The 24,905-nt window shown below is 70.9% G+C and carries 25 protein-coding genes and 2 pseudogenes; 16 read left to right on the top strand and 11 right to left on the bottom strand.

What is annotated here, in order from left to right:
* Positions 1–11 precede the first annotated feature (11 nt).
* Genes AB0H42_RS27355 through AB0H42_RS27345 form a run of 3 tightly spaced genes read left to right on the top strand, consistent with a single transcriptional unit; the run spans position 12 to position 2,919 of the window.
* Positions 12–824, top strand: coding sequence for an enoyl-CoA hydratase-related protein (locus AB0H42_RS27355; protein WP_357061009.1), 813 nt, complete (start codon positions 12–14; stop codon positions 822–824).
* 5 nt (positions 825–829) lie between these two features.
* Positions 830–1,897: a phosphotransferase family protein gene (locus AB0H42_RS27350; RefSeq protein WP_357061007.1), complete on the top strand. Its 1,068-nt coding sequence runs from the start codon at positions 830–832 to the stop codon at positions 1,895–1,897.
* Complete coding sequence (locus AB0H42_RS27345) at positions 1,894–2,919, top strand: hypothetical protein (RefSeq protein WP_357061004.1); 1,026 nt, start codon at positions 1,894–1,896, stop codon at positions 2,917–2,919. Before AB0H42_RS27350 ends, AB0H42_RS27345 begins: the two co-directional genes overlap by 4 nt.
* Before the next feature lie 56 nt (positions 2,920–2,975).
* Here AB0H42_RS27345 and AB0H42_RS27340 read toward each other — a convergent pair whose 3' ends face one another.
* The 3 genes from AB0H42_RS27340 to AB0H42_RS27330 are packed head-to-tail and all read right to left on the bottom strand — an operon-like array spanning position 2,976 to position 5,815.
* Positions 2,976–3,872, bottom strand: coding sequence for an SDR family oxidoreductase (locus AB0H42_RS27340; RefSeq protein WP_357061002.1), 897 nt, complete (start codon positions 3,870–3,872; stop codon positions 2,976–2,978).
* A gap of 9 nt (positions 3,873–3,881) precedes the next feature.
* Positions 3,882–5,018: an acyl-CoA dehydrogenase family protein gene (locus AB0H42_RS27335; protein ID WP_357061131.1), complete on the bottom strand. Its 1,137-nt coding sequence runs from the start codon at positions 5,016–5,018 to the stop codon at positions 3,882–3,884.
* A gap of 2 nt (positions 5,019–5,020) precedes the next feature.
* A complete protein-coding gene (locus AB0H42_RS27330) occupies positions 5,021–5,815 on the bottom strand; it encodes an enoyl-CoA hydratase-related protein (RefSeq protein WP_357061000.1) in 795 nt (264 codons plus the stop codon).
* A gap of 249 nt (positions 5,816–6,064) precedes the next feature.
* On the opposite strand from AB0H42_RS27330, the gene AB0H42_RS27325 reads away from it, so the two are divergent.
* From AB0H42_RS27325 to AB0H42_RS27315, 3 genes are all read left to right on the top strand, one after another.
* Complete coding sequence (locus AB0H42_RS27325) at positions 6,065–7,354, top strand: MFS transporter (protein WP_357060998.1); 1,290 nt, start codon at positions 6,065–6,067, stop codon at positions 7,352–7,354.
* A 141-nt stretch (positions 7,355–7,495) separates the two neighbouring features.
* Positions 7,496–7,804, top strand: coding sequence for a hypothetical protein (locus tag AB0H42_RS27320; protein ID WP_357060996.1), 309 nt, complete (start codon positions 7,496–7,498; stop codon positions 7,802–7,804).
* The gene (locus AB0H42_RS27315; RefSeq protein ID WP_357060993.1) at positions 7,801–8,085 is read left to right on the top strand and encodes a hypothetical protein; all 285 of its coding nucleotides are present in this window, start codon (positions 7,801–7,803) and stop codon (positions 8,083–8,085) included. The genes AB0H42_RS27320 and AB0H42_RS27315 overlap by 4 nt, the downstream gene beginning before the upstream one ends.
* Positions 8,086–8,130: 45 nt before the next feature.
* Here the strand turns inward: AB0H42_RS27315 and AB0H42_RS27310 are convergent, their stop codons facing one another.
* The 3 genes from AB0H42_RS27310 to AB0H42_RS27300 form a co-directional block, all read right to left on the bottom strand.
* Positions 8,131–8,400 (bottom strand): cytochrome C oxidase subunit IV family protein, encoded by a 270-nt coding sequence (locus AB0H42_RS27310; protein WP_357060990.1) that lies wholly within the window; start codon positions 8,398–8,400, stop codon positions 8,131–8,133.
* A gap of 660 nt (positions 8,401–9,060) precedes the next feature.
* A complete protein-coding gene (locus tag AB0H42_RS27305) occupies positions 9,061–9,348 on the bottom strand; it encodes a hypothetical protein (RefSeq protein WP_357060988.1) in 288 nt (95 codons plus the stop codon).
* A gap of 333 nt (positions 9,349–9,681) precedes the next feature.
* Positions 9,682–10,650: a hypothetical protein gene (locus AB0H42_RS27300; RefSeq protein WP_357060986.1), complete on the bottom strand. Its 969-nt coding sequence runs from the start codon at positions 10,648–10,650 to the stop codon at positions 9,682–9,684.
* Between the two features lie 211 nt (positions 10,651–10,861).
* On the opposite strand from AB0H42_RS27300, the gene AB0H42_RS27295 reads away from it, so the two are divergent.
* Positions 10,862–12,586, top strand: coding sequence for a PEP-utilizing enzyme (locus AB0H42_RS27295; protein ID WP_357060983.1), 1,725 nt, complete (start codon positions 10,862–10,864; stop codon positions 12,584–12,586).
* A 63-nt stretch (positions 12,587–12,649) separates the two neighbouring features.
* Here the strand turns inward: AB0H42_RS27295 and AB0H42_RS27290 are convergent, their stop codons facing one another.
* The 4 genes from AB0H42_RS27290 to AB0H42_RS27275 all read right to left on the bottom strand — a co-directional run bounded on the left by AB0H42_RS27290 (position 12,650) and on the right by AB0H42_RS27275 (position 16,448).
* Positions 12,650–13,717, bottom strand: coding sequence for a LuxR C-terminal-related transcriptional regulator (locus tag AB0H42_RS27290; protein ID WP_357060980.1), 1,068 nt, complete (start codon positions 13,715–13,717; stop codon positions 12,650–12,652).
* Between the two features lie 146 nt (positions 13,718–13,863).
* Positions 13,864–14,625 (bottom strand): FCD domain-containing protein, encoded by a 762-nt coding sequence (locus tag AB0H42_RS27285; protein WP_357060978.1) that lies wholly within the window; start codon positions 14,623–14,625, stop codon positions 13,864–13,866.
* A 123-nt stretch (positions 14,626–14,748) separates the two neighbouring features.
* Complete coding sequence (locus tag AB0H42_RS27280) at positions 14,749–15,606, bottom strand: PaaX family transcriptional regulator C-terminal domain-containing protein (RefSeq protein ID WP_357060975.1); 858 nt, start codon at positions 15,604–15,606, stop codon at positions 14,749–14,751.
* A gap of 41 nt (positions 15,607–15,647) precedes the next feature.
* Positions 15,648–16,448: an enoyl-CoA hydratase-related protein gene (locus AB0H42_RS27275; RefSeq protein WP_357060973.1), complete on the bottom strand. Its 801-nt coding sequence runs from the start codon at positions 16,446–16,448 to the stop codon at positions 15,648–15,650.
* Between the two features lie 70 nt (positions 16,449–16,518).
* Between AB0H42_RS27275 and AB0H42_RS27270 the strand changes: the two genes are divergently transcribed.
* From AB0H42_RS27270 to AB0H42_RS27230, 9 genes and pseudogenes are all read left to right on the top strand, one after another.
* Positions 16,519–16,887 (top strand): hypothetical protein, encoded by a 369-nt coding sequence (locus AB0H42_RS27270; protein WP_357060970.1) that lies wholly within the window; start codon positions 16,519–16,521, stop codon positions 16,885–16,887.
* Positions 16,877–17,395 carry a hypothetical protein gene (locus AB0H42_RS27265; protein WP_357060968.1) on the top strand — a complete coding sequence of 173 codons (519 nt, stop codon included), beginning with the start codon at positions 16,877–16,879 and terminating at the stop codon, positions 17,393–17,395. The genes AB0H42_RS27270 and AB0H42_RS27265 overlap by 11 nt, the downstream gene beginning before the upstream one ends.
* Positions 17,392–19,017 carry an AMP-binding protein gene (locus AB0H42_RS27260; protein ID WP_357060965.1) on the top strand — a complete coding sequence of 542 codons (1,626 nt, stop codon included), beginning with the start codon at positions 17,392–17,394 and terminating at the stop codon, positions 19,015–19,017. The genes AB0H42_RS27265 and AB0H42_RS27260 overlap by 4 nt, the downstream gene beginning before the upstream one ends.
* Before the next feature lie 23 nt (positions 19,018–19,040).
* Positions 19,041–19,619 (top strand): annotated as a pseudogene (locus AB0H42_RS27255) (acyl-CoA dehydrogenase family protein); the annotation flags it as partial.
* A gap of 38 nt (positions 19,620–19,657) precedes the next feature.
* Positions 19,658–20,185 carry an acyl-CoA dehydrogenase family protein gene (locus AB0H42_RS27250; RefSeq protein WP_357061130.1) on the top strand — a complete coding sequence of 176 codons (528 nt, stop codon included), beginning with the start codon at positions 19,658–19,660 and terminating at the stop codon, positions 20,183–20,185.
* A 28-nt stretch (positions 20,186–20,213) separates the two neighbouring features.
* Entirely contained in the window at positions 20,214–21,173 is a 960-nt protein-coding gene (locus AB0H42_RS27245; protein WP_357060963.1) for an AMP-binding protein, read from the top strand.
* A pseudogene (locus AB0H42_RS27240) lies at positions 21,161–22,288 on the top strand (aldehyde dehydrogenase family protein); the annotation flags it as partial. The gene AB0H42_RS27245 and the pseudogene AB0H42_RS27240, both read left to right, overlap by 13 nt.
* Before the next feature lie 684 nt (positions 22,289–22,972).
* Entirely contained in the window at positions 22,973–23,404 is a 432-nt protein-coding gene (locus AB0H42_RS27235; RefSeq protein WP_357060962.1) for a MarR family transcriptional regulator, read from the top strand.
* 37 nt (positions 23,405–23,441) lie between these two features.
* Positions 23,442–23,864: an organic hydroperoxide resistance protein gene (locus AB0H42_RS27230; protein WP_357060960.1), complete on the top strand. Its 423-nt coding sequence runs from the start codon at positions 23,442–23,444 to the stop codon at positions 23,862–23,864.
* A gap of 453 nt (positions 23,865–24,317) precedes the next feature.
* Here the strand turns inward: AB0H42_RS27230 and AB0H42_RS27225 are convergent, their stop codons facing one another.
* Complete coding sequence (locus AB0H42_RS27225) at positions 24,318–24,548, bottom strand: hypothetical protein (RefSeq protein ID WP_357060958.1); 231 nt, start codon at positions 24,546–24,548, stop codon at positions 24,318–24,320.
* Positions 24,549–24,905 lie beyond the last annotated feature (357 nt).

The raw sequence follows: 24,905 nt of genomic DNA, 5'->3' as shown, positions 1-24,905 counted from the left end.
CAGGCCGCGACATGACCATCGACTTCCCCGCGCTCGAGACGCTGACCTTCGAGGAGCCGGAGCCCGGCATCGGGATCCTGCGGATGAACCGCCCGGACCGGATGAACTCCCAGACGGTACGGATGTTCCACGAGTACCTGGCCGCCGGCCGGGCGCTACGCGACAGCCGGCTGCGCGCGCTGATCGTCACCGGCACCGGCGAGCGCGCGTTCTGCGCCGGTTTCGACCTCGACGAGATCGACGTGCTCACCGAGATGGGGGTGCGGGAGTTCCTGCGCTTCCAGGAGACCGCCACCGGCGGCATCCAGTCCCTGCGCCATCTGCCCTTCCCGGTCATCGCCGCCATCCACGGCCCGGCCACCGGCGGCGGGCTGGCACTGGCGCTCGCCTGCGACATCCGGCTGGCGGCGCCCACCCTGAAGATGAGCGCCGCGTTCGTCAAGGTCGGGCTCTCCATCGGCGAGCTGGGCACCTCGTTCACCCTCACCCGCCTGATCGGGCCCGCCCATGCGGCCGAGATCGCCTACACCGCCCGGATCGTCGAGGCCGAGGAGGCGCTGCGGATCGGCCTGGTGAACCAGGTCGTGCCTACAGCCGAGCTGCTCGACGCGGCGCTGGCGATGGCGCGGCAGATCGCGCAGAACTCGCCGGGCGGGGTGCGGATGTCCAAACGGGCCATCCAGCGCAATGCCGAGATCGGTTCCTACGAGGCCGCGCTGGAGCTGGAGAACCGCGGTCAGGCGCTGCTCACCCGCACCGACGACATGCCGGAGGCGCTGGCGGCCTTCAAAGCCAAGCGCACCCCCGAGTTCACCGGCCGGTGACCGCGATGGCCTGGGACTGGACCCCCGACACCACCGAGGCGCTGCGGCGGTTCCTCGCCGGGCACGGCATCGTGTCCGGCCCGATCACCACCCGCCCGGTGGGCGACGGCCACTCGAACCTGACCTTCCTGGTGAGCGACGGCGCCACCCGGGTGATCGTGCGCCGCCCGCCGCCGCCCCCGATCCCGCCCGGCGCCAACGACATGCTCCGGGAAGCCCGGCTGCTCACCGCGCTGCACCCGACCGCCGTCCCGGTGCCGCGGGTGCTCGCCGTCGCCCAGCGGGACGAGGTGCTCGACGTCCCGTTCTACGTCATGAGCTACGCCCCCGGCCCGGTCGTCACCGCGCGCACCCCCGCCCCGCTGGACACCCCGCCGCAGCGCCGCGCGATCGGCGAAAGCCTGGTCGACACCCTCGCCGAGCTGCACGAGGTCGATTGGCGCGCAGCCGGTCTGGAGCGCCTCGGCAGGCCGGAGGGGTTCAACCGGCGGCACCTGCAGCGGATGCGCCGACTGATCGCCGACGACAGCGGCGCGCCACCGGCGGAGTTCGCCGAGATCGACGCCTGGCTCGAGCAGCACACCCCGCCGGAATCGGGGGCGGCGCTGATCCACTGCGACTTCCGCATCGGCAACCTGGTGCTGGCCCCGGAGGCGCCGGGCCGGGTGGCGGCGGTGCTGGACTGGGAGCTGGCCACCCTGGGCGACCCGCTGCTCGATATCGGCTACCTGCTCGCGACCGTCCCGGAGCCGGGGCGCGCGCCGAACCCAACCGCCGAACTCGGCGCCGCCATGCTGGAGGACGGTTACCCGAGCAGAACCGAACTCGCCGAACGCTATTCGGTCCGCACCGGCCGCGACGTCGGCGCGCTGTCCTGGTACACCACGCTGGCGCTGTGGAAGCTCGCCGTGCTCTACGAGTACAGCCGCCGCCGCGTGCTCGACGGCATCGGCGACCCCTACTACGCCGACCCGGCGCTGGTCGGTCGCTTCCTCGACGACGCCCGCCGCAGCGCCGGGCTCACCCCGGCCGCGGCCCGCCGCCGAGCCCCGACCCCACAAGGAGCACCATGACCAGCACTCAGCAGGCCGACTTCCACGACCCGCTGGTGGAGCCGGGCGTGCCCGACCTGCCCGACGGCTTCTTCGACCGGCTCATGTTCAACCTGCACCCCGCCGACGCCACGTCCCCCTCGGTGATCGTGGGGTACGGGATCTACCCGACCCGCGACACCGCCGACGGCTTCGTGGTGCTGACCACCGGAGCCGAACAGCGCAACCTGCGGTTCTCCACCGTGCTCGGCGGCACCGAACGGGACGGCGCCGGGCCGCTGCGCGTGCGGGTGGTCGAGCCCAACGCGCAGTGGCGGCTCACCCTCGCGCCGAACGAGATCGGCGCCGAGTTCGACCTCACCTGGCGGGCCCGCACCCCCGCCTGGTGGGGCACGATCGAGGTCGGCAACAGCTCCGCCGCGCGCACCTCCTTCGACCACCTCTTCCAGTCCGGCCGCTACGCGGGCACGCTCACCGTGGACGGCGAGACCGTCCCGGTCGACGGCTGGTACGGCCAGCGCGACCGCTCCCGCGGGCTCCGCACCATGTCCGGTGGGCAGGGGCTGCACATCTGGTATCAGGCCCAGTTCCCGGAGTTCGCCATCGGCTTCCTGCTGGTCGAGACCCGCACCGGCGGCCGGCTGCTGCTCGAGGGCGCCGTGATGGGCGCGGACGGCACGCTGGACCCGATCACCGACGTCCGGCACGCCCTGGACTTCACCGACGGCCTCGACCTGGTCGGCGGCGTGGTGCGGGTCGGCACCGCGTCGGGGCGCGGCTACCGCGTGCACGCCGACGCCCGCGCGGGCGGCGGCTTCATGGCGGGGGCGGGGTACGGCGGCCACCACGGCGTCGCGCACGGCCCGGACCACGTCGAGTCCGACCGCTACCCGCTGGACGGCTCGGTGTCCCCGCGCACCCTCGACTCCGCCCTGACCGACCGGCTGTGCCGCTTCGACCTGGACGGGGTCGCCGGCTCGGGCATCTTCGAGTTCGCGCTCACCCGCAGCAGCTCCTACCGGTACCGGCCCACGCTGGACTGAACCGCACGAGCAAGGGGCGGCATCCGGATCGGATGCCGCCCCTTTCGTGTCGGTTCTCAGACGCTGCGCTGCGCCTTGCTGGACGCCGACGCCGACATGCTGGTCTCCTTGATCTGCTGCCAATCGCTGTCGGTCAGCCCGGTGAGCCCGGCGAAGGTGCCCGGCCCGGCCAGCATCTGGCCGCCGTCCATCGCGATGGTCTGCCCGGTCAGGTAGTCGCAGGCGTCGGAGAGCAGGAACATGGTCAGGTTGGCCAGCTCCTCGACGGTGCCGGTGCGCCCGGCCGGGATCTGGTCGGCCTGGGTGGCGCCGACCGAGCTCTTGTCGGTGGGGTTCAGCATCTCCCAGGCGTAGTCGGTGGGGATCGGGCCGGGCGCGACCGCGTTGAGCCGGATGCCGTACTTGGCCCACTCCACCGCCAGCGACATGGTCATCGAGTGCACCGCGGCTTTGGCCATCGCCGACGGCACCACGTAGGCCGAGCCGGTCCACACCCAGGTGGTGAGGGTGGAGAGCACGCTGCCGCGCAGGCCCTCGGCGATCCAGCGCTTGCCCGCGGCGTGCGTGGTGTGGAACGAGCCGTTCATCACCGTGCTGGTGATCGCGGCATAGGCGCGCGGGCTCAGATCCTGGGTGCGCGCTATGAAATTGGCCGCGGCATTGTTCAGCACGCCGGTGAGCGGGCCGTGCTCGGCCCAGATCCGGCCCATCGTCTCGTCGACATTGTCGTAGTCGCGCACGTCGACGGTGTGGAAGTGCACCGCGCCCGGCCGCGCCGCCGATGCCTCCGCCGCGGCCTCGGCCAACACCGCCTCGCGGCGGCCCCACAGGTGCACCTCGGCGCCGTGGTCGACCAGGTGCCTGGCCACGCCGCGGCCGAGCCCGGTGCCGCCACCGGTGATCAGGATGCGCTTGCCCGCGAGCAGTCGCGGGGAGAAGGTCGAGTCGGTCATCGTGTTACCTCACAGGCCGATGTGCTTGGCGATGATCTCGCGCTGGATTTCGTTGGTGCCGCCGTAGATCGGCGGGGCGAGGGCGCGCCGGACCTGGCCCTCCATGCCGGATTCGCGGGCGTAGCCGTAGCCGCCCATCAGCTGCATCGCCTCCAGGGTCACGCTCTTGGCGACCTCGGTGCAACGCATCTTGGCCATGGCGCTCTCCCCGGCCAGATCGTCCTCCAACCCGGCGTCGATTTTGCCCGCGACGTCGTAGAGGAAGACCCGGGCCAGCTCGACATCGGTGGCCAGATCGGCGATGCGGTGCCGCAGCGCCTGGTTCGCGGCCAGCGGCCGCCCGAACTGCTCGCGCTCGCGGGTATAGGCGATCGCGTCGTCCAGGGCGCGCCGCGCCGCGCCGACGCTCATGGCCGCGATGATGAGCCGCTCGATGCTCAGCCCGCGCATCAGCTGCTTCCAGGCGTTGCGCGGCTCGCCGACCACCGCGGCGACCGGCACCTCGACATCGGTGAAGAAGACGTCGTTGCAGGTGTGCGCCTCCATGGTCGCGATGGCGCGGATCTCCAGCCCCGGCGCGGAGGTCGGGACCATGAGCAGGGTGAGGCCCCGGTGCTTGCCGCCCGCGGAATCCTCGCGGGCGAGCACGAGCAGGTGCTCGGCCACGTGCGCCGCGGAGATCCAGGTCTTCTGCCCGTTGATCAGGTAGCGATCGCCGTCGCGGCGGGCGCTCACCCGCAGCCCGGCCAGATCCGAGCCCGCGCCGGGCTCGCTGAGGGCGATGGCCTCCAGCCTGCCCGCGGTGAGGTTGGCAACCACGGTCTTCTTCTGGTCCTCCGTTCCCCACCGGAGGTAGGTCTGGGCGGCGGTGAGCCCGGTGGAGTAGCCGGTGATCGGCGCGAGCCCGCGCGCGGATTCCTCCAGGAACAGGCACTCGTCGACGAACCCCGCGCCGCCACCGCCGTACTCCTCGGGCAGCGACACCCCCAGCCACCCGTTGGCGGCCATATCCGCCAGCACCCGCGGGCTGTTGGACAGGGTGCCGCCCTCGGTTACGGCGTCGCGCTGGGCCACGGTCGCCAGTTCGCGGCGGCAGTAGTCACCCACCGCCGCCGCGAACTCCCGCTGCTCGGCGGAGAACCGCACCGTCACTTGCCCCGGTAGGGGGAGAAGTCCGGCTTGCGCTTCTCGTTGAAGGCGGTGATGCCCTCGCGGGCCTCGGGAGTCTCGCCGAAGATCTCCAGCGTCGAGTAGGCCATGGTGCCGATGCTGACGAAGTGCTCGGTGTCGGTGTTCATCGACTGCTTGAGCACCTTGAGTGCGGTGGGGGAGAAGTCCAGCATCTGATCGGCCCAGGCGCGGACCTCGGCCTTCAGCTCGGCGGCCGGGACGACCTTGTTCACCAGCCCCCAGTCGAGGGCCTCCTCGGCGGAGAGCCGGCGCAGCATGAACCAGATCTCGCGGGCACGCTTCTCGCCGACCACGCGCGCCAGGTAGCCCGAGCCGAGCCCGGCGTCGAAGGAGCCGACGCGCGGCCCGTTCTGGCCGAACTGCGCGGTGTCGGCCGCGATGGTGAGGTCGCACAGCACATGCAGCACGTGACCGCCGCCGATGGCGAGGCCGTTCACCGCCGCGATCACCGGCTTGGGGGTGTCGCGGATGACCCGGTGCAGCGCCTCGACCTCGAACAGCCCGGTGGCCGACGGCCCGTAGTCCCCGGTCTCCATCCGCTGCTTCTGGTCGCCGCCCGCGCAGAAGGCCTTGTCGCCGGCGCCGGTCAGCGCGACCACGCCGACGTCGCTGCTGGCCCAGGCGCGCTTGAACGCGAACACCAGTTCGTCGACGGTCTGCGCGCGGAAGGCGTTGTAGCGCTCGGGGCGGTTGATGGTGATCCAGGCCAGCCCGTTGTCGACCTCGTAGGTGATGTCGGTGAATTCGGCCATCAGACTTCGGTGTCCTCTCCTGTGCTGAACCCGCACGTCCTTCGGTGTGGTCATTCGGACTGACCATTTGCATAACAGTAGCGTTTCCGGCGAAATCGCACAACGGCGCGTGCCGTACGCCGGACGGATCGGCTAGAAGATCTGATATTTACATTTGGACTAACCATATGCTGTTATCGGTGTGACGCCGGGCACTCGAGCCGGCGGGGGCGGCGTTCGTGACGGATCTCCCAGCAGAAGGACGGGCACATGGCAGTGGTGACTGCGGCGGCGTCGGGCCGGAACCCCAACAGATGGTGGTATGCCGCGACCGGCTTCCTGACCCTCCTCTTCGGCTCCAGCACGGTGAACGTCCTGTTCAACGTGCTGGGCAAGCCGATATCGGAGGAGTTCGGCTGGAGCCGCAGCGTCATCGCCAACGGATTCTCGATCGAGACCGTGATGGTGGGCGTGAGCATCGTGGCGCTTGGCGTGTTGGTCGACCGGTACGGCCCGCGTACCCCCTCGCTCCCGATGACGCTCGGCTTCGGCGGCGGGCTCATGCTGATGGCGGCGGTGCCGGACAACCGGTTCGTCTTCTACATTCTGTGCGCGTTGATCGGCGCCTGCGCGGGTGCGTTGAACCCGGTCGCGCACGCCACCGTGGTCAGCGCGTGGTTCGCCGACCGGCGCGGGCTCGCGCTCGGCCTGCTCATGGCGGGCATGGGCGCCTGCGGCGTGCTCATGCCGTACCTGGCCAACTGGACGCTCGGCTTCGCGAGCTGGCGCGGCACCTTCCTGATCGTCGGCGCGCTGTGCACGGTGATCCCGACCGCGGTGTACGCCTTCGTCACCAAGATGCCGCCCACGCACGAGCGGGAACGGCTTCGGGCCCGCGAGGCCGGGCGGGTGGCCGGGGAACCGCTGTGGACGATCGCCCGCCGCTACCGCCAGTTCTGGCTGCTGAGCCTGGCGATCTTCCTGGTCTCCACCGCCACCTTCGGGCTCATGTCCCAGGTCGTGCCGATGACCACGGACAAGGGCATCGACCGCGGCGTGGCCGTGGTGGTGCTGTCGGTGCTCAGCCTCTCCTCGGTCGGCGCCAGGCTCGTCGTCGGCTACCTGCTCGACCGAGTCTTCGCCCCGTTCATCGGCTCGATCGTCTTCGCGCTGTGCGGGGTGGGGGTGGCGCTGCTGATCTCCTCGACCGGCACCGGAATGCTGCTGATCGGCGCGGTCCTGGTCGGGCTCGCGCTCGGCGCCGAGGGCGATATCGCCGCCTACATGACGAGCCGCTACTTCCCCGAGCACTCCTACGGCCGGGTGCTCGGCTTCGTCTACTTCCTGTTCGCGATGGGGTCGGCGTCCGGTGTTTTCCTGCTCGGCCAGATCTACGCCGCCACGAACTCCTACACCGCCGGGATCGTGCCGATCGTCGCGATGGTCGCCATCGCCATCGCCTGCCTGCTCGGCATGGGCTCCTACCGGTACGCGCTCGACCACCGCGAGCTGAACGCGCCCGCGGCCGACGTTCCCACGCCCGAAGCCGCCCGCTCCTGAACACCCACCACCGATGAGGAAACAACCAGTGATCAACGCTCGCAGATCCGTCGTCGCGCTCGCGCTCGCTCTCACCGCAACCACCGTCGGTGCCGGTGCCGCGCAGGCCGCCCCCGATCTCTCCGTCGACGTCGCCCCGGCGTGCACTACCGCGCCTACCACGACGGCACCGCCGCGGTGATCAGCATCGACTCCGGCTCGCTCATCGTGGAGAACGGCAACTTCCAGATCCGCGCCGCCTCCGGCGAGATCCTGGCCGGGGTCCCGCTGGAATTCACCTACGACAGCATCGCCTTCCCCATCGAGGCCACCGTCGAAGGCAACACCGCCCGCCTCACCCCGGTCGTGTCAGTGGACCGCGCCCGCTACAACCCGGTCGCGCTGCCCTTCGAGGACAGCGCCCCCTGGAAGACCCCTACGACCGCGAGGTCGCGGCCTGGACCCGGATGACCTCTACCATCTCTATGGCCTCCACCATCAGCGCCGTCGACGGCGGAGTCGGTTCCGGCCTGGTCGGCTGCCTGCTCCTCGGCGGGATCGCGGGCACCGCGCTCACCGGCCCGCTGGCCACCCTGTTCGGCGCGGGCCCGATCGCGGGCTGCCTGATCGGCGGCGCCGCGCTGGCCCCGATCGGCGCGCTGGTCGGCTCGATCGCCATCGGCGCCCCCGTCGCCATCGCCGCGTTCATCCAGTACCAGAACACGATCAACGCGCCGTTCCCGGCCAAGTGAGTCCCGGAGCCCGCTGTCCCGCCGGGGGCAGCGGGTTTTCCGCGCTCAGGCCCAGGCGAGCGTGACCAGCACCGCGGCGAACACCGTGCACCACCCGAAGAACAGATATCTCAGCTGCGGCGGCGCGGTCCGCAGCTCCATGAACCAGTAGCCGATGGCGCCGACCTTCCCGAAGGCGGAGAGCAGCACCACCGCGATCCAGAGCTCGCGGCCGAGCAGCGCGGTGGCCTGGTGCGAGTCGATCACCACCACACCGAAGACCGTCAGCGCGGTCAGGACGAGGAGCACCAGTGCGCTGGTGCGAAACGCGGACACGACGGGGGACTTCTGTGATCGTCAGGTGGCCGGAACCAGATAGAGCACCATCCACAGCGCGTCGACCATGTGCCAGTACGCGCCGGCGCCCTCCGGGAAGCGGGATGCGGCGAACCCCGGCCGCCCGCAGCCCACGCAGGCACGCCACGATCAGGGCAAGCCCGATCACCATGTGCGTCAGATGGATTCCGGTGAGCGCGGAGTCGTAGGTGAAGTACAGATCGGTGGCCGGTGTGCGGCCGAGTGCGGTCAGGTGCCGGTACTCGGCCACCTTGACGACGGCGAAGGCGATGCCGAGCGCGGCGGTAAGTCCGAAGAAGCGGCGCGCGCTGCCGGTGCCCGCGCGCACCGCGGTCAGCCCGCCGACCACGCAGAACGAACTCGCCAGCAGGAGCGTCGTATTCAGCAGCCCGGACCACCGGTCGAGCGCGCCCGCGCCCGCCGCGAAGAGTGCGAGCTCGCGACCGAGCTCGGCGATGTAGGCGACGAAGAACACGCCGAACAGGGTCATGTCGCCGAGGATGAAGAACCAGAGTCCCGGCTCTCCGGGGGTTCGGCTGTCCGTGGTCAGCGGCGGCGCGGACGGCGCCGGAGCCCGCGGCGGCGGCGGGGCGTCGCCGCGGAGGAACCGAGGCCGCTCCGCCCGCTGTGGCGCGTGGTTCACGCCGCGCTCCCGGCGGCCGCGTACTCCTCGAGCAGGGCCTTGCGCAGCGCGAAACCCATGATGAAAGCCCACGCGGCGTACGAGCTCAGCGCGAGCCAGAACGAGAACAGCCCCTGCCACGCGAACGGGCCGCTCTTGAAGAAGTACGACAGCACCCCGGGCAGGAAGAGGAACGCGACCCATAGATTGGCGTACGCCACCCACCGGGGCAGGATCGGCCGCTCGGCGCGATCCCGCAGGACGACCAGGGCGATGGCGATGTTCTGGACGACGAAGGGCGCCACCCGGGGGCACGAACAGCAGCCAGGCCAGGTCGTTCAGCAGCACGGTCAGCTCGGGTGAGCGCTCGGGCCGGAAGGCCGCGATGTTCATGATCACCAGCGGCACCACGAGCAGGACCCAGGTGACCGTGCCCGCGATGAGCTGGGTGAAGCACAGCACCGGCGAGCGCCCCTCGGCGTCGAGCAGCCGGACGGTGATCGCTCCGGCGAGCACTCCCATCCCGGACCGGCCAGCGCGACGACGATCGCGACCGGCCCGGCCAGCGCGCACCACAGCTGCGGCCGCAGCGCGCGCATCCGGTCCTCCGCGAGAGGTGTAGTCACTGCCTGCTCCGCTCAGTTGTACAGCTTGGTGAAGTGGTGCAGGTCGAGGAAATCGGTGCTGGTCCCGTAGGCGGTCAGGTCGCCCATCCGCCACTTCGGTAGCACCATGAAGGCCATCGAGCCGGGCCAGAACTGACACGGGAACTGCGTCTGCGCTTCTCCGGTGAGCTCCCACACCCGGCCCTGGGCGTCGGTCAGGTGCAGATCGATCGTCTCCGCGTACATCCCGCAGCGGTGGATGGTCGCCGTTCCCTCCGCGAGACCGATTCCTTTGCCGTGATCCATCACGTAGCCGTGTGTGATGTCGGCGACGACTTCCCGATCCGGTCCGATCGTGGGGTCGAACGCGAACATCGAGTGGATGGCCAGATCATGGCTGAAATGCGCCTGCAGCCAAGTCATCGTCCCGAGCTGGCGTTCCTCCCGCACGCCCCAGCTGTGGTCCATGGTCGACATGGAATCGACCCGGTGCCGCACCCCGTTCAGCACGACCTCACCGGTGACCTTGCCGGTCATGTCGAAGTGGCCGGCGTAGGCGGCGCTGGCCGAGAGATCGCCCTTCGTGTTCTTCGCGCGCGGGTCCATTGCCGGGTCGTGGATGTCGAAGCCCTCCATCAGGGCCTCGTAGCGGACATCGATCCGCAGCGATTCGCCGTTGTCGAAGCGGAGGTCCCACACCCGATCGGGGTCGACGCAGGTGACCGTTAGGCCGTTGGCGAGCTGGTAATCGAGCAGACTGCCCGATTCGGGCATCGGGAGGTAGGCGCGGCTGTCCCAGAAATCGATTTCCCACGCCGAGGTCACCCGGCGGGAGTTGACGAAGATCGCGGAGTTCACCACCCCGAGGTTCGGACGGAACAGGGCGTACAGCCCCACGTGCAACGGCACCTCGGGAATCTCGAACCCGAAATAGTTGGTCTCCGTCCACATTCGGGCGTCGGTGGTCGGCGGGTGGAATTCGGCGTCCTCGGGCTTGATCATGCGCCATTATCGGCAAAGAGCCGGGCCCCGGGACAACGGAAACGTCGTGCTATCCCTCGTTGGAGAGAGAGCGCCGCCCACCCGGCCTCCCTCGAAGGGGATAAGAGTGAACTGTGGGCTTCACCACACCGGGCGGAGCGGCCTAGACCTGACGGTGTGGCGCCCGAGCCGGGCCGGCCACTTCACCAGCTCTGATCCGAGGAGAACTGCCATGAGCGTGGCGTGGCCCTGCGACGACGCACCCAGCGATCGCTTCCCGATCTTCACGCGGGCGAACACCGGCGAGGTGTTCACCGACGCGGCGACGCCGCTGACCTGGAGCGCCTTCGGCCGCGGCGTCTACGATGCGGCCTACCGCGACGCGCTGTACCAGATCGGCGTCTTCACCCCCGCGGACTTCCGCCCGGAGGGGGAGTGCGAGGTCGTCGGATGTTTCGGCGGCTACGTCTACATCAACGTCTCGATCTCCCGGGTGCTCGCCGTGCGGACCCCGGGGATGACCGCCGAGGCGATCGACCGCTCGCTCTTCGGCGAGCACCCCGACGTGCGCCCGTACGCCCCGCACCCCGACGACGAGAACGCCGCGTGCACCGAGCGGATGGTCGCGTGGATGGGGTCGCTGTTCAGCGCGACCGACGTGCCCGAACTCGACGAGCATCGGCGCCGGATCGACGAGGTGGTGGCCGCGCGGCCACGGCTGAGCGAGCTCACCGACGCCGAGCTGGCCGCCCGCTACCGCTCGATGGTGCCGGAGATGCGCCCGGTCTTCGCGACCCACATGGTGCACCTCTACGCGACGAACATCCTCACCGGGCTGATCGCCCAGGTGGGCGAGGCGGTCGGCGACGGCGACCTGGTCGCGAAGGTGACCTCGGGGCTCGGTGAGGTCGACTCGGCGCAGCAGTCGTTCGATCTGTGGCGGTTGTCCCGGCAGGTGCGGAACTCGGCGGCGCTGACCGGCGCGTTCGCGGAGGGGATCGGTGGAGTCGTGGAGCGGATCGCCGCACTGGACTCCGCCGAGGCGCGCGAGTTCCTGGCGGGGTGGGACGCCTTCCTCGACGCTTGGGGATTCCTCGGCCCGAGCGTGTGGGAGGGCCGCTCGCCCACCTACCGCTCCGCGCCGGAGATCCCACTGCGCATGCTCGATCACGCGCGCCGGGTGCCGGACGAGCAGTCGCCGGAGCGGCGCACGGCCCACCTGGCGGCGGAGCGGGCCGAGGCGGTGGCGACCATCGCCGGCAAGCTCGACGAGGAGACCCGCGCGCAGTTCCTGGCGGCGGCCAACGGGGCAACCATCTTCCTGCCCGCTCGCGAGGCGACCAAGGTGCAGTGCACCCGGCTCTGCGAGGAGGCGCGGATGACGATGCGCGAGCTGGGCGGCCGGCTCGTCGCGCGCGGCGTGCTCGACCGCTGGGAGGACGTCCTGCTGCTCATGGACGACGAATTCGATGCCTTCCTGGCCGAACCGGAGGCGTACGCCGCCGTCGTCGCGGAGCGGAAGCAGACGCTGGAGGTGCTGGAGGGCAAGTGGCCGCCGTTCATCCTGGAGGGTGCCCCGCCCGCCATCGAGTCGTTCGCCGACCGCGACACCTCGATCGTCGATCCGGTGGCGAGCGGTGAAGTGCTGGCCGGCCTCGGCGTTGCACCGGGGGTGCACACCGGCCCGGCGCGGGTGGTCCGCTCCCTGATCGACGACGTCGACCTGGAGCCGGGCGACGTCCTGATCGCGATGACCACGGACTCCTCGTGGGGGCCGCTGTTCCTGTCGGCGGGCGCCGTGGTGTGCCAGACCGGTGCGGCGATCTCGCACGCGGCCATCGTGGCCAGGGAACTCGGCATCCCGGCGGCGGTCTCGGTCCAGGACTGCACGACCCGGATCATCGACGGCACGATCCTCACCGTCGACGGCAGCAGCGGCAAGGTGACCGTCGGCTGATCGGCCGGTGCGCGAAACGGCTCCGCCCCCAGTCCGGCATCCCGGACCGGGGGCGGTCGCGCTTCAGACCGCGGTCAGCCGATGGTCGTGGATCCAGACGGCGACGGCCTCGGCCCGGTTGGCCGCACCGGTCTTCCGCAGGATGCGCTTGACATGCGATTTCACCGTGCCCTCGGTAATGGTCAGGCGCCGCCCGATCTGGGCGTTCGTCAGCCCCTCGGCCATGAGCCGCACGACGTCGATCTCGCGCAGGGACAGCTGTCCGTCCGCGTCCCCCGCCTCGACGGCGGGGCGGGCGAGCCGCTCTGCCCGCTTCGGCGGCGCAGCATCGGATTCCGGGTGCGCGGCGGCGCCGGTCGCGCGGCGAGCAAGCGTGAGCGGGAGCTGCCTGCAGAAGTACTCGAGGGCGTCGACCTCCGTCCTGCTCGCCGGCCGCTCGCGGAACCGGCAGTCGGCATGGATCATGCCGACCAGCCGGAAGTCGTGGACGATCGGCACCATCCAGAAGGTCTTCGACCTGGACCGCCGCCAGAGCTCGAACCCCGAATTGCGCTCGCTCCGGCCGAGCATGGTGGTCTCGTCGACGTGGGCGCTGCGTTTGCCCACCGCCGCGGCGGGCAGCGTCAGCGCGATCTCCCGCTGCTCGCCGAGGTAGCCGTCGGCCCAGCCGCAGTCCTGGCGGGAATGGATCGAGCGCGGCCGCCAGGTGCCGCCGGAGACCAGCGAGAAGAGCGCGCGATCGTAGCCGAGCCGCACGACCTCCCGGGGGATCGCCGAGATCAGCTCATCGGCGCCCGCGCACCGGCTCAACCGCATCAGTGCCTCGCCGACGCGCTCGTGCAGCGCGATCACGGCGTTCCTGCGGTGTGCGGAGACCATGGCCTCGAGCCGACGCAGCAGGGTCAGCGCGTCCAGCAGATCGCGGGCATTGCCGGCATCGCGGCACAGGAGCGCCGAGATCGCCTCCCAGGCCCGGCCGATGGCGAGTGCGACGCCGTCCTCGTCGCGCAGGTTGTGCAGTTCGGCCATCGCGACCCGTCTGCGCACCGCGCGAAAGGTGTCGAGTGCCTGCACGACCAGGTCGGGCGGCAGTGGCTCCGGACCGTAGCGGTCCGCCCGGGGGGCAAGCACCGCCGGCTCTTCGAGAGATTGGAGCGAGCGAACCATGGCAATCCGTTCTGCCTGGTGCCGGTTTGACGACACGGTCATGCAGGTGAGCTGTATCACACTAAATATCGACCATAATATGGTGTGACCATTTGCGCAAGGGGGCCCGCTCACGCGTGCTTGCGCTGCGGCTCCTCCGGAGCGTCCGCCTCGTCCTCGGCGGGCTCGATCATCGGCGGCGTCCGGGTGTGTTGCGTCATGAGGCGGAACGCCTCGGCGGCATCGCGCGCGGTGATGGCGTCGGTGACGGCGCGGTGGGCGTCCAGCGACCGCCGCATCGCGGCGGGACCGCGATGCGCTTCGTTATCGGTCTGGCGCAGGATGGCTCGGGAGACCGCCTCCATGAAGGTGGAGAGCAGGTCGTTGTGGCTCGCGGTGGCCAGCGCGATGTGCCACCGGACCTTGCACTCGATGAAGGTCTCCAGCTCGGCCGTCGCGGCGGCGGCGCGCTTCTCGATCGAGCGCAGGGTGCGCAGGTCGGTGTCGGTGCGCCGCTCGGCCGCGAAGTACGCGCACCACGGCTCGATGACCTGCCGGGATTCGAACAGCATCTGGGTGCCCGGCGCCCAGCCCTGCAACTGCAGATCCACCGAGCTCATGAACATCGAAGCATCGGGCCGCGACACGATTGAACCGCCGCCGCGCCCCGGCTTGGTGGTGATCAGCCCCTGCTGCTGCAGTCGCTGCAGCGCCTCGCGCACGGCCGCGCGGGTGAGCCTGCTCTCCTCCACCAGGATCCGCTCGGGCGGCAGCTGGGTTCCGATCGTCAGCTCACCGCTCAGGATCTTCTCGCGGATCAGGTCGGCGTAGACCTCGGCGGGCCGCGGAACGTGCACGGCACCGATGTCGAGCCGGGCTCGCCTCGGGCCCACAGCGACCTCCTTCGCGGGTACGTCTGTCGCGCTGGCATCACCTTAAAGCCCCGGCACTGCGTTCCCGGCGTCCCCGAATGCCGATTGCCCCTTTCGGGAGAGCACCCGTGCCCCGGGCCACGCTCAGCCGTGCCGCTCCACGACGGCTCGCCAATGCCGCACCGCGGGTGCGTGCCAGGCCCGCCGCAACGCCAGCAATCGTGCCGCGGCGGCCCGGCCGGGCCAGGCAGGGATCAGCGCGCTGGGGATGTGCGGGTCGGTGACGAGGAGGTGCTGGAGCTCCTGGTCCAGGTGCAGGAGCGCGACGAAGTGCTCCGCGTCGTTCGCCGGGCGTACGGCGTGGAAGCGGTCGACGAGCCCGGCGTAGAGCTCGGCCAGCCCGGCCAGATCCCAGCCGCGCCGCACGATCTCCGCGACATCGAGGCCGATGCCGTCGGCCACGCCGACGAACGACAGGGTGGAGTCGGCGAGCCCCAGCTCGTCCAGGACCGCGCGGGAGCGCCGATGCCGCTGGGGGTGCGGCGAAACCCACACGGAGGGAAGGGGATTGCCGAAACCGTCCCAGCGCAGGGCGCGGTACACCCGGTCGCGGACCGCCCGCTGCTCGTTCGAGATGGTGATGATGGCGATCCGCCAGCGGCCGTCCCACCCGGCGTGCGGATCGGCCAGGTTCTCGACGCCTGCGATGCCCTCCTGGACGAGCGCGGTGCCCCGCGCGGTCAGGCGCCACCGGGTCGAGCGGCCATGCCGCTCCCGGTCGATCCAGCCGGACGAGGCGCAGCGGGCGATCGCCTGGCGCACGGCGGGCTCGGAGAAGCCGAGCCCGCCCATCGCGTCGAGGAAGGCCGCCGTCGGCGTGGCCGCCCCGGCCGGGAAGACGATGTCGCCCAGAATGTTCAGCAGCGTGGCCTGCGCGGTACGCGGCGCGGGGGACGGCGCGCGCGCCGCGCTCTCCGCGACGGCGTTCGGGGCGGACGGCACGCGGGCCATTCTGTCACGGAGGGCAGCCGTGCCGTGCCCGGTCACCTGCCGACGAAGGCCGGGGGGCGGCGCTCGAGGAAGGCGGCCCTGCCCTCGCGCCAGTCCGCGGTCGCGATCAGCCGCTGCTGCAGGGACGCCTCCAGCTCCAGCTGGTTCGCCAGCTGCGCGCGCGACCATGCGCGCACGGCCTGCTTGGTGGTCCCGTAGGCAGCGGTCGGCCCCTCGGCGAGCCGCCCGGCCAGCTCGGCGGTGTCCCCGGCGAGGTCGTCGCTGACCCGGCTGACCAGGTTCAGCTCGGCCGCGCGCGCGGCGTCGATGCGCTCGGCGAGCAGGAAGATCTCGACGGCCTTCGCCGGGCCGACGATCGAGGTCAGCAGCGCGGTGGCCCCGACGTCCGGTATCAGCCCGATGGCGCTGAACCGGAACTGCAGGAAGGCCGCGTCGCGGTCCGCGATCGCGATGTCGGCGGCGAGCGCGAGGCAGGCGCCCGCCCCGATGGCCGGGCCGTTGATCGCGGCGATGACCGGCTTCGGGGTATCGAGCAGGGCCAGGAACCCGGGGTGGAACCGGCGGCGCAGCGTGCCGGTCAGGTCGTCGTGCCCGGACGGGAGGGTGGGGAATCCGGTCGCGAGATCGGCGCCGGAGCAGAAGGCGCTGCCCGCGCCGGTCAGGACCACACAGCGCACCTCGTCATCGACCGAGACGGCCGTGAACGCGCGTTCCAGGCCGGCGCCGAGCGAGTCGTCCCAGGCGTTGCGGCGGTCCGGGCGGTCGAGGCAGACGGTCGCGATCTGATTCTTTACTGAAACAGTGACCGAATCATTGTATGTGTATAATGTCATGCGCACACTGTAACGCAGGTCACGCTCTGCGCACCACCGCGGCCGATCGGCCGACCGAGTGAAGGTCGTCATGGATCCACGAATTCGTCTCCCCGAGTCGTTGCTCGCTGCGCTGCCCGCCGCTCCGTCCGCGGCGGGGGCGGGCCCCGTGGCAGCCGCCTCGGTGGTATTGCTGCGCGAGGCCGCCGGAGAACCGGAGGTGTACCTGCAGCGAAGAGCCGCCGGAATGGCCTTCGCCGGCGGCAAACCGGTATTTCCCGGCGGCCGGGTCGACGCCGCGGACCACGTACCGGTGCCGCACTGGACCGGCCCCTCCGCGGAGCGCTGGGCGGCGTGGCTCGGCACGAGCGCGGCCACGGCGCGCGCGATCGTCGGCGCGGCGGTGCCGCGAGACCTTCGAGGAGACCGGGTACCTGCTCGCAACCCCCGTGCACGGTGACCATTCGGCGGCGCTGGACACCGCCGACTGGCGGGCCGACCGGGACCTGCTCGCCCGGCATGGGATCGGCCTCGCCGAGCTGTTCGAACGGCGCGGGCTCACCCTGCGCTCGGACTGGCTCGCCCCGTGGTCGGTGTGGATCACGCCGGAGTTCGAACCGCGCCGCTTCCACACCTGGTTCCTGCTCGCGCGCTGCCCCGTCGAGCAGCGGGTACTCGGCATCTCCGGCGAGTCGACGGCCGCGCGGTGGATCCGCCCCGACGACGCGCTCCGGCAGGCCGACCGCGACGAGCTGCCGCTGCTGCCGCCGCAGTACTGCACCTTCCTGGAACTGCACGGATTCCGTGCGCTCGACCAGCTCTTCGCGGCGCGGCGGGCGGCTCCGGTGGTCGCACCGGCGCTCGCCGTCGACGGCCGCGGCCCCTACCTCGCCCTCCCGGACGACTTGGTCGAGCTGGGCGTGCGGATCGGACACCGGATGTACGACACGACAGAGGAATTGCGATGACCGACGAGGCCACGACCGCCCTGCGCGGCTTCCGGCAGCACGCCCGCCGGAGCCCGGACGCGGTGCAGCTGATCTACTTCGACACCGTCCTTAACGCTGGCGAGGTCGACGACCTGTCCGACGCGCTGGCCGCAGCGCCGGAGCGCGACGGCGTCGGGCCCGGTGACCGGGTCGCCGTCTTCCTGCAGAACATGCCGCACCTGGTGCTCACCCTGCTCGCGTGCTGGAAGCTCGGGGCGGTGCTGGTGCCGATCAATCCGATGCTGCGCGGGCCCGAACTGCGGCATCACCTCGACGACTGCGGCGCGGTCGTGCTGGTGGCACTGGACGGGCTCTGGCAGCAGGTGGCCCGCGAGGTGGTCCCCGATACGGCGGTCCGGCGCTCGCTCGTCGTCTCCGGCCGCAGCATGCAGGGCCGCGACGACGCGCGGGTTGTCACCGCCGTGCCGATCGAGCCGGAGCCCGGCGTGCTCGACTTCGACGCGCTGCTCGCCGAGTTCGCCGGCGCCCGCCCGAGCCCACACGATCCGGAACCGGACGGGCTGGCGTTCCTGTGCTACACCTCCGGGACGACCGGCGCCCCGAAGGGCGCCATGTGCAGTCACCGCAATGTCATCGCGGTGACGGAGGCGACCTGCGCGGTCACCGGGATCGGCGCGGCGAGCCGGGTGCTCGCGCTGGCGCCGCTGTTCCACATCACCGGGCTGATGGTGCAGCTGATCCCGGCACTGGTGGCGGGCTGCCCGCTGATCCTGAGCTTCCGCTTCCACCCCGGCGTGATGCTCGACAGCATCCGCGAACACCGCCCGAGCTTCGCGGTGGGGCCGGTGACCGCCTACATCGGGCTGCTGCAGGACCAGACCTTTCGCTCGGCAAACTTCGCGAGCTTCGACCGGGTGTACAGCGGCGGGGCGCCCATCTCGCCCGCGACGGCGCGGTCGTTCGAGGAGCGGACCGGCAAGCAGCTGCTCGGTGCCTACGGCATGACGGAGGCGACCGCGGCGACCCACCTGACCCCCAAGGGCAGTCGCGTGCCGGTCGACCCGGGTACCGGCGCGCTCGCCGTCGGGATGCCGATCCCGGGCGTCTCGGTGCGGATCGTGGACGACGAGGGCCGCGAAGTCCCGCCGGGCAGCGCCGGTGAGGTGGTGCTCGCCGGCCCCGGCGTGGTCGGCGGCTACTGGAACCGGCCCGACGCTACCGCGGCCACCATCCGCGACGGACAGCTGTACTCCGGCGACATCGGGGTGACCGACGAGGCAGGCTGGCTGTTCCTCGTGGACCGCAAGAAGGACCTGATCAACTGCTCCGGCTTCAAGGTGTGGCCACGGGAGGTGGAGGACGCGCTCTACGAGCACCCAGGCGTTCTGGAGGCCGCGGTGGTCGGCGTTCCCGATCCGTACCGGGGCGAGACCGTCAAGGCCTACGTCTCGCTCCGCAGCCCGGGCTCGACCGAGCCCGCCGAGCTCGCCGCGTTCGTGCGCGAGCGGCTGGCGGCGTACAAGCGGCCCGACGCGATCGAGATCCTCGGCGAGCTGCCGAAGACGCCGAGCGGGAAGATCCTGCGCCGCGCGCTGCGCTCCGGCGCGCCGCACCCGCTGCCCGGCGCCACCCTCCGCTGACGATCCGAAAGGCTTGCCGCATCATGGATTTCGCATTCTCCGACGAGCAGGAGATGTTCCGCAGGGAGATCGGGAAGTTCGCCGAGAAGCAACTCGCCCCGCACTACCAGCGCGACGACGCCACCGGGCGGATGACCGCCTCCATCTTCACCGACATGGCCGCGGCCGGGCTCTTCGGCCTCCGCGTGCCCGAGCGCCTCGGCGGTGCCGGGGCGGACGCGGTGACCGTCGGGATCGCGGCCGAGGAGATCGCGCGGTCCAACGTCAACGCCGGCTACGCGCTGCTGTCCACCGCGCTGATCTGCGACATCTTCCTCGCAGCCGCCACCGCCGAGCAGCAGGCCCGGTGGCTGCCGCCGATCGCCGACGGCACCGTGATCCCGTCGCTGGCGCTGACCGAGCCCGGCCACGGCTCCGACGCCGCCGCCATCGAACTCCGCGCGGACCGGACGCCGGACGGCTGGACGCTCACCGGGGAGAAGACCTCGATCTCGCTCACCGAGGACGCCGACCACGTCGTGGTGTTCGCTCGGACCGGTGAGCTCGGCGCGCGCGGGGTGACGGCCTTCTACGTCGGGCTCGACCACCCCGCGGTGTCCCGGACCCGGCTCGACGACGTTGCGAACCGGGCCGCCGGACGCTGCTCGCTGTTCTTCGACGGGCTGCCTGTCACCGACGACGAGATGGTCGGCGCCGAGGGCTCCGGTTTCGTCTCGGTGATGCGGGGCTTCGATACTCGCGCGCGATCATCGGCCTGCTCGCCCTGGGGACGGCGAGCGCCGCGCTCGACGACGCCGTCGACTACGCCAGGAATCGCAGCACCTTCGGCGCCCCGATCAGCACCCGGCAGGGAGTGGCGTTCCCCCTGGTCGAGCACCTCACCTACATCGCGGGCGCCCGGCATCTGTGCTACGAGGCGCTGTGGCGCAAGGACCGGGGCCTGGAGCACACCACCGTGGCCAGCATGGTGAAGTGGTGGGCGCCCAAGGCGGCGGTGGAGGCCATCCACCAGGCCCTGCTCACCTACGGCCACGCCGCCTGGTCGGCCGAGAACCCGCAGGCGCAGCGGATGCGCGACGCCATGGGATTCGAGATCGCCGACGGCACCGCCCAGATCGCCAAACTCGTGGTCGCACGGTCGATCTTCGGCAGGCAGTACGCACCGTGACCGACCTGCCCCGACCGAGGAGACGACCATGACCACCTCCCTCACCGGCCGCTCCTACCGCCCGGCCAGCACCGAGACCCCGCTGCTGCCCGGCACCGTCGGCGATCTGCTGCACGCCGCGGCCGCCGCGGCGCCCGACCGCCTCGCGGTGATCGACGGTGCGCCCGGCGCCGCGCGATCGTGGAGCTATCGGCAGTTCCTCGACATCGCGCGGCGCTGCGCCGCCGCGCTGTCCGAACGCTACGGCCCCCGTGCGCGGGTGGCGGTGTGGGCGGCCAACAGCCCCGAGTGGCTCATCGCGCAGCAGGCGGCGGCGCTGGCCGGCGCCGAACTCGTCGCGATCAACCCGGCCTACACCGCGAGCGAGCTGGACTACGTCCTGCGCGATTCCAGAGCCGTCGTCCTCCTCCACAGTGACCGGCATCGGGGCGTGGATCTGGGCGCGGTCGCCGAGCGCGCGGTCGCCGAGATCGAGCCGCTCACGGCCGCCTTCGGGCTCGCCGGGTGGATCGAGCGCACCGCGGCGGAGGAGGCGGACCCGGCGGAGCTGCCCGCGGTCTCGGAGCGGGATGTCGCGGTCGTCCAGTACACCTCGGGCACCACCGGCGCGCCCAAGGGCGTGCTCATCTCCCACCACGCCATGGTCAATTCGGCGAACCTGGTGGCGCGCCGCGCCGGTATCGAGCCCGGCTGCGTCTACGTCAACCCGATGCCGACCTTCCACATCGGGTCCTGCGGCACGGTCACCCTCGGCACGATCAGCAGCGCGGGCATACAGGTGATCCTGCCCGGCTTCGACCCCGCGGCGGTGCTCGACGCGGTGGAGCGGCACCGGGCCACGGCACTGCTCGCGGTGCCGACCATGCTGATCGCGATGCTCGAGCAGCCCGGCCTCGGGCAGCGGGAGCTGTCCTTGCTGCGGGTGGTGTGCACCGGCGGCTCGACCGCCTCCGCCGATCTCGTCCGGCCGCCCGGCTACCCGGCGTGATGATGCGCGCTCTGGCCGACCTCGCCGAAACCCACCCGTGGCAGGAGACCCGGCCGGGCTTTTACGGCACCGGCATCCTGGTGCGCAGTAACCCCGTCGGCGTCGTGGGGGCGGTCACGCCCTGGAACATGCCGATGCTCATGGTCGTCGCGAAATTGATTCCCGCCCTGCTCGCGGGCTGCACCATCGTGCTCAAACCGTCACCCGAGACACCGCTGGACGCCTACCTCATGGCCGAACTACTCGCACAGAGCGAGGTGCCGCCCGGCGTCGTATCGATCCTGCCGGGCGACCGTGCGGCCGGGGAGTACCTCGTCGCCCACCCCGGAATCGACAAGGTCTCCTTCACCGGATCCACCGCCGCCGGTCGAAAGGTCGCGGCCGCGTGCGGCGCCGCGCTCAAACGCGTCGGGCTGGAGCTCGGCGGCAAATCGGCGGCCGTGGTCCTCGACGACGCCGACCCGGCAGCAGTCGCGGCCGGTGTGCAAGTGGCGGGACTGATGAACAGCGGCCAGGCCTGCGTGGCGCAGACGAGGATCCTGGTGCCGCGCCACCGCGCGCCGGAATTCGTGGACGCGTTGGCCGCCATGGTCGACGGGCTGGCGGTGGGAGACCCGTTCGACGAGGCCACGCGCATCGGCCCGATGGTCTCCGCCCGGCAGCGCGAGCGGGTGCGCGGATACATCGAACAGGGGATCGGCGAGGGGGCACGTGTAGTGGCCGGCGGAGCAGGCACGCCGGAAGGCATGGACAGGGGCTGGTATGTGCGGCCGACTCTGTTCTCCGATGTCGACTCCGCCATGAGTATCGCCCAGGAGCAAATTTTCGGTCCGGTACTGGCCGTGCTGCAGTACGTCGATATCGACGACGCGGTGCGACTCGCCGACGACACAGCCTACGGGCTGTCGGGCTCGGTGTGGACGCCGGATACCGACCGCGGACTCGCGGTCGCCGGCCGGATCCGTGCCGGCACCTTCGGTATCAATCAGGCCTACAGTATGGATCCGCACGCCCCCTTCGGCGGGGTCAAGGCCAGTGGAATCGGACAGGAATTCGGTCGCGAAGGGCTGGCGCAGTACCTGGAAACCCAATCGATCTCCGGACTCGGACCGTGAGGCAGTCGGCTGCCATATCGACTTCACCGCGACCCACATCTGCGTAGACGTGCACCTGGTACCACGAGTTCGCGGATCGTTATCGCCTCCGGCCCGGTTCGATGGGGAGTGTCTAATTCTGAGTGAGGCGGGCGATGTCCAGTGCCGGGCCGCCCCCATCACTCGACAGCATCGGTCGACTGGTGCCCCGACTGTGACGAGGCTGTCTATCGCCGGGTAGAACCGCCTGTGGGCCAGCCGTGTCGACCGGATGGCGCTACTACGAATCGCAAGGCGATCAGTCCGGGCGCCGCAAGTCCCCGATGACGGATCACCAGGCGGCTTGGATATGTTCGCCGGCCACGAGTGTGGCACCGAGGAGGGCATGGGGCGACGGGCAGCCACGCGGTCCGCCGCCGCGAGCTCTCGTCCTCGGATGTGCTCGCGTCGGCTCCGGTCAACGGCCCGCTCACCGAGCTGATGCTGCCCGCCGGCTCCACCGGGGTGATCGCGGTGGTGCTCGGCTCGCCCGCCCGCCCGCCCGGCCCACCCGAGCCGTGCCGACCGGCTGGGGACAGGGCGGAGGTGACACCACCGCCGCCACCCCGCACTGCACGCTCCCGTGCTCGACGCTGCCACCGACCCGTGCCTACGCTCGTGCACAACTAAATTGTGGTCAACTCAAATGTGCGCTACTTTGTCGGGGTGAACGAACTCGCCCTCGATCAGCAGCTCTGCTTCGCGCTGTACAAGGCGTCGCGGGCGGTGACTTCCGCTTACCGGCCCGCGCTCGCCGAGCTCGGCATCACCTATCCGCAGTACCTGGTCATGCTGGCGCTGTGGGAGCGGGACGGGCGCGGTGTGCGCGACCTCGGTGACGAACTGGAGCTCGATACTGGGACGCTCTCGCCGCTGCTGCGGCGCCTCGAGGGCAGGCATCTGGTGCGCCGCGAACGTCTGGCTGCCGACGAGCGGCGGGTCACGGTGCACCTCACCGAGGCCGGGGTGGCGCTGCGGGAGCGCGCGATCGCGGTGCCGCTGCTGCTCGCGTCGTGCTCCGGGCTTTCCGGGGAGGCCGTGGCGGAGCTCCGCTCGACCCTCGACCGGCTGACCCGCACCGTGCGCGAGGCGGCGTGACACCTCGATTCGACGACATTCGACGACAGGAGAAGAGATGAAAGCCATCTATACCGCCGAGGCGATCGCGAGTGGCGACGGACGTAACGGCACCGGACGCACCTCGGACGGCAAGCTCGAGGTGGCCCTGGCCGTGCCGCCCGAGATGGGTGGTTCGGGCCAGGGGACGAACCCCGAGCAGCTGTTCGCCGTCGGATACGCGGCCTGCTACCACTCCGCCCTGCGCCTGGTGGCCAAGCAGGAAGGCGCGAACGTCGACGACTCGTCCGTCGGCGCACGGGTCGGCATCGGACCGCTCGACGGTGGCGCCTTCGGGCTCGAGGTCACCCTGGAGGTGACGCTGCCGCATCTGGATCACGGCACGGCGCAGAGCCTGGCCGATAAGGCCCACCAGGTGTGCCCGTACTCGAACGCCACGCGCGGCAACATCGACGTCACGATCACCGTCACCGACGACTGATCCCGGTGCGCGGACGGCGCCCGGGGCATGGATCCCGCGACTGCCGGCCCCGCTGCGAGGTCTCCGGTAACTCGGCCGATTCCGGTCGACGAACCGCCGGAGACCTCGTTGCGTTCCGGGGTGCCCGGGGTGTTCTCAACTGTGCCGCTGCGCGTGACACGGTGCAGGTGGCCCGGACGCCGTGCCCGTTCCCGCGGCTGCGGTGTGTGCTGCCGGGTCAGCGCGTCGTAGGTGGCGGGCAGGCGGGTGAGTAGTACGTCGTCCACCCGCGGGATGATCGACTTCTGACGGGCCAGCGCAAGGTTCAGGAGACCAGGGAACAGGGCGCCGTGCCGGGGGGCGGGGGAGCGGCGACATCTACCTCCCGCCAGGGCGGGACGCCTCTCATCAGGGTTGGTCGCAATCCCCGGTCCGCGGTGCTCGCGCGGTGCGGTCCGGTGGCGCTCCGCGTGGTCAACCGGCGGAACAGACGGACGTAGCGGGTTCGGCCGGTGCACCGGGTGCCGGTTCGAGCCGGGCTCGTTCGCGGGTCAGTGCGATGCGCACATACCGCTTCCCCTCCAGAACATGTGAGTTCACGAGCGCGATCGCCAGCGGCAAGGCCTCGTCGCGGACCGCGCGCAGGATATCGGCGTGTTGGGAACAGGTTCGCCCGACCCGGTCCAAGCCACCGAATTCGCGCATCCGCGCGCTGTGCAAGTCCGATCGACGGCCTGCAGCATGGGCAGTAGTACCGATCCGCCGGCTGCGGCCGCGAGGCTCTCGTCTGGGTAGAAGTCCGCGGCGGCGTACCTGTCGAGAAATACGAACCGGGCCGAGTTCGGCCGGTCGTCCGCGAGCGCTGGTGCCAGCAGGGCATGGGAGCCGGTTGGTTGCCACGACCATCTCTACAGGTAGCGCCCGATTATGGGCGGTCGGTCGCGGGGTGTATCTCTGGGGACATCGATTCTTGGCCTGTCGCGTTCGAAATGTAATTCAGGCATTTGTACAGTCGCTTTTTCGCCTCGGAATGGGTGATACTCTGAGGTGGGCTTTCGGGCA

It is taken from the genome of Nocardia sp. NPDC050799 (assembly GCF_040654015.1).
GTDB lineage: Bacteria > Actinomycetota > Actinomycetes > Mycobacteriales > Mycobacteriaceae > Nocardia.
The sequence above is the reverse complement of the archived record's forward strand: the minus strand, read 5'-3'. Positions and strand labels throughout refer to the sequence as shown.

What these genes read in the sequence shown, in the direction of transcription:
- AB0H42_RS27355 (WP_357061009.1), top strand. Translation starts at nt 12, where the DNA reads ATGACCATCGACTTCCCCGCGCTCGAGACGCTGACCTTCGAGGAGCCG.
- AB0H42_RS27350 (WP_357061007.1), top strand. Translation starts at nt 830, where the DNA reads ATGGCCTGGGACTGGACCCCCGACACCACCGAGGCGCTGCGGCGGTTC.
- AB0H42_RS27345 (WP_357061004.1), top strand. Translation starts at nt 1,894, where the DNA reads ATGACCAGCACTCAGCAGGCCGACTTCCACGACCCGCTGGTGGAGCCG.
- AB0H42_RS27340 (WP_357061002.1), bottom strand. Translation starts at nt 3,872, where the DNA reads ATGACCGACTCGACCTTCTCCCCGCGACTGCTCGCGGGCAAGCGCATC.
- AB0H42_RS27330 (WP_357061000.1), bottom strand. Translation starts at nt 5,815, where the DNA reads ATGGCCGAATTCACCGACATCACCTACGAGGTCGACAACGGGCTGGCC.
- AB0H42_RS27325 (WP_357060998.1), top strand. Translation starts at nt 6,065, where the DNA reads ATGGCAGTGGTGACTGCGGCGGCGTCGGGCCGGAACCCCAACAGATGG.
- AB0H42_RS27315 (WP_357060993.1), top strand. Translation starts at nt 7,801, where the DNA reads ATGACCTCTACCATCTCTATGGCCTCCACCATCAGCGCCGTCGACGGC.
- AB0H42_RS27300 (WP_357060986.1), bottom strand. Translation starts at nt 10,650, where the DNA reads ATGATCAAGCCCGAGGACGCCGAATTCCACCCGCCGACCACCGACGCC.
- AB0H42_RS27295 (WP_357060983.1), top strand. Translation starts at nt 10,862, where the DNA reads ATGAGCGTGGCGTGGCCCTGCGACGACGCACCCAGCGATCGCTTCCCG.
- AB0H42_RS27275 (WP_357060973.1), bottom strand. Translation starts at nt 16,448, where the DNA reads ATGACATTATACACATACAATGATTCGGTCACTGTTTCAGTAAAGAAT.
- AB0H42_RS27270 (WP_357060970.1), top strand. Translation starts at nt 16,519, where the DNA reads ATGGATCCACGAATTCGTCTCCCCGAGTCGTTGCTCGCTGCGCTGCCC.
- AB0H42_RS27260 (WP_357060965.1), top strand. Translation starts at nt 17,392, where the DNA reads ATGACCGACGAGGCCACGACCGCCCTGCGCGGCTTCCGGCAGCACGCC.
- AB0H42_RS27245 (WP_357060963.1), top strand. Translation starts at nt 20,214, where the DNA reads ATGACCACCTCCCTCACCGGCCGCTCCTACCGCCCGGCCAGCACCGAG.
- AB0H42_RS27230 (WP_357060960.1), top strand. Translation starts at nt 23,442, where the DNA reads ATGAAAGCCATCTATACCGCCGAGGCGATCGCGAGTGGCGACGGACGT.
- AB0H42_RS27225 (WP_357060958.1), bottom strand. Translation starts at nt 24,548, where the DNA reads ATGCGCGAATTCGGTGGCTTGGACCGGGTCGGGCGAACCTGTTCCCAA.